The sequence below is a fragment of the Desulfopila aestuarii DSM 18488 genome, from assembly GCF_900143695.1.
GTDB lineage: Bacteria > Desulfobacterota > Desulfobulbia > Desulfobulbales > Desulfocapsaceae > Desulfopila > Desulfopila aestuarii.
In genome coordinates this window covers 1-5129 of sequence record NZ_FRFE01000078.1, presented here as the reverse complement: position 1 = coordinate 5129, position 5129 = coordinate 1, and the positions used below count along the sequence as shown (strand labels likewise).

Sequence of the window (5129 nt, the reverse complement as noted above, 5' to 3'; positions counted from 1 at the left end):
CCTCATCAAGTCATTTTTCTCTTTCGGATTTTGTGTTAGTGACAACACTACTACCCTTTCTGAGAGAATGATACCCTGGAATCAAGTAGGGGCGTTACCATCACATACGCAGTGGGCACAATCATTATTATAGATCCAGGCGATTTTGTTAGCTGGCCGCTACGCATAGTCTACGTATAAGTATTGGCATGTATAATCATAGGTGTTTTGATTAATCCTTAAACAGGACATTATTCCTGTATCCAGGAAGTTCTGCTCTTACAAATTCCTGACAACAAAAAAGGAATCTGAGAAAAGATGTTATCCATGAACTTATTTACCTCAGTTGCAGGAAGGCATAGCTGACCTTATTCTTGAGTGCTCTCAGAAAAGGTTGCGCCCTAAGTGCGCTTCAGGTGTCCGTGAAAATTGCAATTGCCACACCATCAACCATGATAGTTCCAATTGTCAGTATAGAGGTGCTTCAATCTGACATTTTGCTTGACCGATTCATTGTGAATTATTTTGATTAATCATATCGAGCAGGGCTCCTGTTTGGGAGCACATCTATTTTCAGATCTTACCGTCTGCGGCAAGGTCAAGTTCCGATAAAGGAGGTGCAAAATGACGCAAGCAGGAACCAAAGTAATCACCGCACACGTGCCGCTACCTCTGGCCGATAAGGTCGATCAGATGGCCGCACGACTGGAGCGTTCGCGTGGCAGGATCATGAAACAGGCGCTCTCGGCATGGATCGCCCAGGAGGATGAGCGCGACCGCCTGACCCACGAGGCGCTGGCCGACGTGGACGCCGGCAGCGTCATCGATCACCAGACCGTGCAGGCGTGGGTTGACAGTCTTGAAACCGATCAGTCGGTGCCGTTACCACGCTGATGGAGCTGAAGTCGACCAGCAAGGCGTTCTCGGACTTGACGCGCTTGTATGAATTCTTGGCTCCGATGAACAAACCTGCTGCTGCGAGGGCGGTTCAGGCGCCGACCCAAGCTCCGACAATTCTGCTGACCAATCCGCGCATTGGCGAGCAACTGTTCCAGTTCGAACCGCGCGAGGTACGGCGAATTCTGGTCGGGGAATATGAGATTCAGGTTTCAATCATTTAGGTGCTGCAGTTATGGCATACCCGATAGGAGCGTTAAGATGACACGTAAGCATTCGGATAACATCGTCCCAATGCATATCGAAAATCACTGACCGCCTTGCTGGAAGGCGGCAAGGAGTCGTGATTCAAGCTCGCTTCCCATGTCCACCACTTTGAGGAAAGATCAGACCCTCCTGTTCAAAGCGAAGTTCTGGGTCGTCTGACTGTTTATCACAATTGCTATGATTCGGATCTTGGCAATATTCTCTCCATTCACATCAGTTTCCCCTTCCAACATGTGGACAGATGGTCCCGCGTGAAATAGCCCATTATTTTTTCATTTATTGTCTTTTTCTCATTTCTTGTTGATTCTCTCTGTAAAGTTCAATTGCGCCCATTCTTCGTCTAAATCCTCAAATATAGCACAAAGAATACACGTGCAAAACAACCACTGTTGGCAACCTCCTCTCATTATTTCTCTTTGAAATAGAAAAATATCCTTCATTGTTCGTAATATGTATAGTATTACGAACTATGATGAAGGAAAAGGGGTATGCTGACACCTATACACCTCCTACAGTTGCTGAAATTGACCGTTTGGATATTACGAACTATATTTTTATTAAATGGCATAATATACATATTAGCTTCTCATTTAAGTAGTATTGTGATAAATGTCACATTATGTGTGTGAACATGATTATTGTTTCAATACAATCCATTTATGTCATAATTCAGGAGATGTCCTATGCCAACAAAGAGAGTGCACTTTTCTTGCGATGAATCGACTTTTGACAAGCTTGAGTCACTTAAGCATTTGCTTGGTAAAAAGCGCGATGAAATTCTTGAAGAAGCAATCAATGATCGTTTCAGGGATGAAATCGCAAAACTTGCGACATCCGAGGGATTATTGAAAAATAATCAAATCATTCAGCTAAATCGTTCAGTATGTAACGGAACTAACAATCCAGGCATGTTTGACGAGATCTGTGAAAAGCTCAACCTGAAAGGCAATGATGGGAAGAGTTCATCGATCCAAGAGATTAAAATTGAAGTGAAGAGTGCTTCCGTCAAGCAAGCATGAAGACACCGTCGAGGGGTCATATCTGTTAGGCATAATTGAAGGCGTGCCCAGAAGTACATAACAAACATGTGGTGCAATAATGGATGATTTGATAAATCGTCACTGGACATGGAAGGAAGCCCTTGAAAAATACAGAGAGGAATTGCACGATTCTGGCCGACATGCAGAATCAACCATCAAGATGAGGATCAATCTGCTTGAGAAAGTTGCCTCATTTGCCCTTAAGCGTGGTGTTAAGACTCCCAGTGAATCAAGCAAGACCTTTCTCCAAGAGTATTTCAAATCCAGGACTCTTGCGAACAGCACCAGGGTCACCCAGAAGCGCTACCTGGCACATTTCTACGAGTTCCTTGAAGAGCATTATGTCGTCATTGACAACATCGCAAACCTGCTGCCTACCCCGAAGATATACAAAAAAGAGAGGATCATCCCTAGTAACGACGAGATTCGAAGTGTGTACAGCAGTGTCTTTGAGAAGAAGAACCCAGCCATAATTTCTCGAGACCTTGTTATTTTGGATCTATTGCTCAATCCAGCGATCCGTGTAAGCGAACTTGTGGCGTTACGTGTTCAAGATGTCTTTTTCGAAGATAGGTTGATCTTGGTCACTCGGAAGGGTGGACACCAGCAAATGCTCCCTGTGAAGGATGAGACCCTGGAGCATATCATGGAGATGCTCGAATACAGACAATCCTACGAGCAAAGCGATAGCCTCTTTATTACTGCCAAAAGGTATAAAGGCAAAATCCGACCTTTAGGTGTACGAGGTGCGCAAAAGATCGTCGCGCAATATCTATTGCGGAATTGCAAACTCAACAAGCTCTCTTATGGTCCCCACCTCCTGCGCCATGCTGGAGGAACAATGATGTGCCGGAACGGAGCTGACCTGCCGACAGTGCAGAGCATACTTGGTCACAAGCGAATTGAAACGACCATGATCTATCAACATACCGATGATGAGCAGAGAAGAAAAGCTATTGATCGAGGGGAGAGCTTTTCGCTCCTTGATAAGAAATCGGCGTAGCTGACGCCTTCCTTAAAGTAGGGGAATGAGCGTCCGCGTTTTCGGCGTCGGTTGCTGTTCTACAAGCTGCCGGATAATGGAGATCAGCGCACCGCCGCAAGACCTTGCAGGAAGCACCTTTCAGGCTGTTCATCAAGGCTGATGATGGGCGGGACTCGCCCAGTTCGCCTGTAAAGTGTGAGCAGTGATGTAATTCCGCCAGCAACAGGAACCCACTAAGAAGGGGCTACTCAGATGCGTATGCCTGTGCGCAGCCTGTTGTTGGAATCTTCTGCCTTCAGGCCGAAGAGGATGCCAAGCATCCAAAGGGGCAGATCCCACTTGGACCTTGGCTATTTAGGTTCAATCATTTTTGTTTGTGCTTGAGCGATCTCCACCATCGTCTCCAGACGAACAAGTCTATCGTTCATCTTCCGAAGATCCTGATCTATTCGGTCAACTTTATTCAGTAGAGATGTCACTCTCTCGTTCAGGAGGATACCTGCCTTTAATGCATCCATAACCTTTTCACTGACACCCATTATTCACCCTCCAAAAGGGCATGTGTATTGTCGAGGCGCTTCTCTATCTCTTCAATCCTTGTTATGAGGTTTTTAGTAGTTTCGATCATGGTATCTGCGAGGGCTTCGAGAATTAGCTCATCTTCTGTTGTTGGTTTCCCACCGAAAGCATCTACTGCTTCTCGAACAACTTCAGCAAAGGATACCTTTTTTCGTTTTGCAATCTTATCAACCTTCTTAATCATGCTTGGCGGCATGAGGATAGGTTTCCTTAACATCGTTTCGCTTTGTGCTACGCCGCTCATTTTAGCCTCCTTGCATCATTTTCTTGGTTATAAATAAAATAGCACATGTGCAGCACATGTGCAACATTACCCAATCAAAATCTCTGATACAGAAAAGAAGGAGGCCGCCAGACAAAGATACACATTCCACCATAAGAATTTTGGTCAGTATCTGAATTGGCTGCGTTTTTTTATCACTTATCAACCTGTTACAATGAAAAGAAGAGACAGTTCTAGCCGGATCGGGAACTGGTGGTCGACCTAAAAGTGGTATCAATAATACGAACTAGTTTCAGCTATTTTGATTCAATCCAATTTTCCAAACGTATGCCTTCAACCCGTTCAAACTCACGCACGTTATTTGTGACCAGGATCAAAGATTTGCTCCGTGCATGACCGGCAATATGCAAATCATTAACCCCGATAGGTGTCTTCTTTTCCAGATCCGCTCTGATCTGTCCATAATGAGCAGCAGCATTATCGTCATAGAACAAGACTTCCAAACGGGATACAAAGTCTTCAACTTTGCGTAGATTATGGGAGACCATAGAACTTTTTTCAACACCATGTAAAAGTTCGGCCAAGGTGATCGAACTTATACACATCTGCTCTGCATGGTCATTGAAAGTGTCTAAAACCTCAATAGGCCGCCGCTTGAGGACATAGATAACAATATTGGTGTCCAGCATATACTTCAGCATTATAAGGACTCCCTTTCAGACTGGTCTTGTGAAGCCCGTTCCTGCATGAAATCGTCCGTTACACCATCTTCTGAGAGAAAGAAACTGTCCCATGTATTCTCTACAGGGGAAAGCACTCTATCTTTGCCGACAATCCGCACAACAACTTTCTTAACATCATCGGGAAACCTGCTTTCAACCGGCAATCTCACTGCTTGAGTTCTATTATTTACAAAGACGGTTCCTATTTCCATGATCAAGTCTCCTTAAAATGTATTTGCTATATACAAAGAGTATATGAGTTATGCTCAAAAGTGGTGTTTGAGGGAGAATTTAAAAAGAAATGACGTATCCTGTTGGAATCAGTTCGCCAAAACAGAATTCCAACAAAAAAGGATACGTCATGATCAACAGTAAAGTTATCACACTGAAAAAGCCAGGAGAGTTTGTCGAAGACCCGCTGACCGAACTGTTACGTA

General features: G+C 44.5%; 8 protein-coding genes. 4 read left to right on the top strand and 4 right to left on the bottom strand.

Translation table 11 applies throughout. The features are described from left to right. The first annotated feature begins 603 nt into the window (after nucleotides 1-603). The 4 genes from BUF15_RS26215 (at nucleotide 604) to BUF15_RS26200 (ending at nucleotide 3186) form a co-directional block, all read left to right on the top strand. Nucleotides 604-873: a CopG family ribbon-helix-helix protein gene (locus BUF15_RS26215; protein ID WP_073617308.1), complete on the top strand. Its 270-nt coding sequence runs from the start codon at nucleotides 604-606 to the stop codon at nucleotides 871-873. After that, the gene (locus tag BUF15_RS26210; RefSeq protein WP_073617306.1) at nucleotides 873-1100 is read left to right on the top strand and encodes a type II toxin-antitoxin system RelE/ParE family toxin; all 228 of its coding nucleotides are present in this window, start codon (nucleotides 873-875) and stop codon (nucleotides 1098-1100) included. The genes BUF15_RS26215 and BUF15_RS26210 overlap by 1 nt, the downstream gene beginning before the upstream one ends. A 726-nt stretch (nucleotides 1101-1826) precedes the next feature. Beyond that, nucleotides 1827-2162, top strand: a complete 336-nt coding sequence (locus BUF15_RS26205) for a hypothetical protein (protein WP_073617304.1) — start codon at nucleotides 1827-1829, stop codon at nucleotides 2160-2162. 79 nt (nucleotides 2163-2241) lie between these two features. Beyond that, complete coding sequence (locus BUF15_RS26200) at nucleotides 2242-3186, top strand: tyrosine-type recombinase/integrase (RefSeq protein ID WP_073617302.1); 945 nt, start codon at nucleotides 2242-2244, stop codon at nucleotides 3184-3186. A 332-nt stretch (nucleotides 3187-3518) separates the two neighbouring features. On the opposite strand, the gene BUF15_RS26195 is transcribed toward BUF15_RS26200, so the two are convergent. The 4 genes from BUF15_RS26195 to vapB form a co-directional block, all read right to left on the bottom strand. Further along, entirely contained in the window at nucleotides 3519-3707 is a 189-nt protein-coding gene (locus tag BUF15_RS26195; protein WP_073617300.1) for a hypothetical protein, read from the bottom strand. Continuing rightward, a complete protein-coding gene (locus BUF15_RS26190) occupies nucleotides 3707-3991 on the bottom strand; it encodes a hypothetical protein (RefSeq protein ID WP_073617298.1) in 285 nt (94 codons plus the stop codon). The genes BUF15_RS26195 and BUF15_RS26190 overlap by 1 nt, the downstream gene beginning before the upstream one ends. A gap of 275 nt (nucleotides 3992-4266) precedes the next feature. Then, nucleotides 4267-4671 carry a type II toxin-antitoxin system tRNA(fMet)-specific endonuclease VapC gene (vapC, locus tag BUF15_RS26185; protein ID WP_073617296.1) on the bottom strand — a complete coding sequence of 135 codons (405 nt, stop codon included), beginning with the start codon at nucleotides 4669-4671 and terminating at the stop codon, nucleotides 4267-4269. Continuing rightward, complete coding sequence (vapB, locus tag BUF15_RS26180; protein ID WP_073617294.1) at nucleotides 4671-4904, bottom strand: type II toxin-antitoxin system VapB family antitoxin; 234 nt, start codon at nucleotides 4902-4904, stop codon at nucleotides 4671-4673. The genes vapC and vapB overlap by 1 nt, the downstream gene beginning before the upstream one ends. Between the last annotated feature and the right edge of the window lie 225 nt (nucleotides 4905-5129).

Bases quoted from the DNA above. Each gene is read 5' to 3' on its own strand.
- BUF15_RS26215 (WP_073617308.1), top strand. From the start codon at position 604: ATGACGCAAGCAGGAACCAAAGTAATCACCGCACACGTGCCGCTACCT.
- BUF15_RS26210 (WP_073617306.1), top strand. From the start codon at position 873: ATGGAGCTGAAGTCGACCAGCAAGGCGTTCTCGGACTTGACGCGCTTG.
- BUF15_RS26205 (WP_073617304.1), top strand. From the start codon at position 1,827: ATGCCAACAAAGAGAGTGCACTTTTCTTGCGATGAATCGACTTTTGAC.
- BUF15_RS26200 (WP_073617302.1), top strand. From the start codon at position 2,242: ATGGATGATTTGATAAATCGTCACTGGACATGGAAGGAAGCCCTTGAA.
- BUF15_RS26195 (WP_073617300.1), bottom strand. From the start codon at position 3,707: ATGGGTGTCAGTGAAAAGGTTATGGATGCATTAAAGGCAGGTATCCTC.
- BUF15_RS26190 (WP_073617298.1), bottom strand. From the start codon at position 3,991: ATGAGCGGCGTAGCACAAAGCGAAACGATGTTAAGGAAACCTATCCTC.
- vapC (WP_073617296.1), bottom strand. From the start codon at position 4,671: ATGCTGAAGTATATGCTGGACACCAATATTGTTATCTATGTCCTCAAG.
- vapB (WP_073617294.1), bottom strand. From the start codon at position 4,904: ATGGAAATAGGAACCGTCTTTGTAAATAATAGAACTCAAGCAGTGAGA.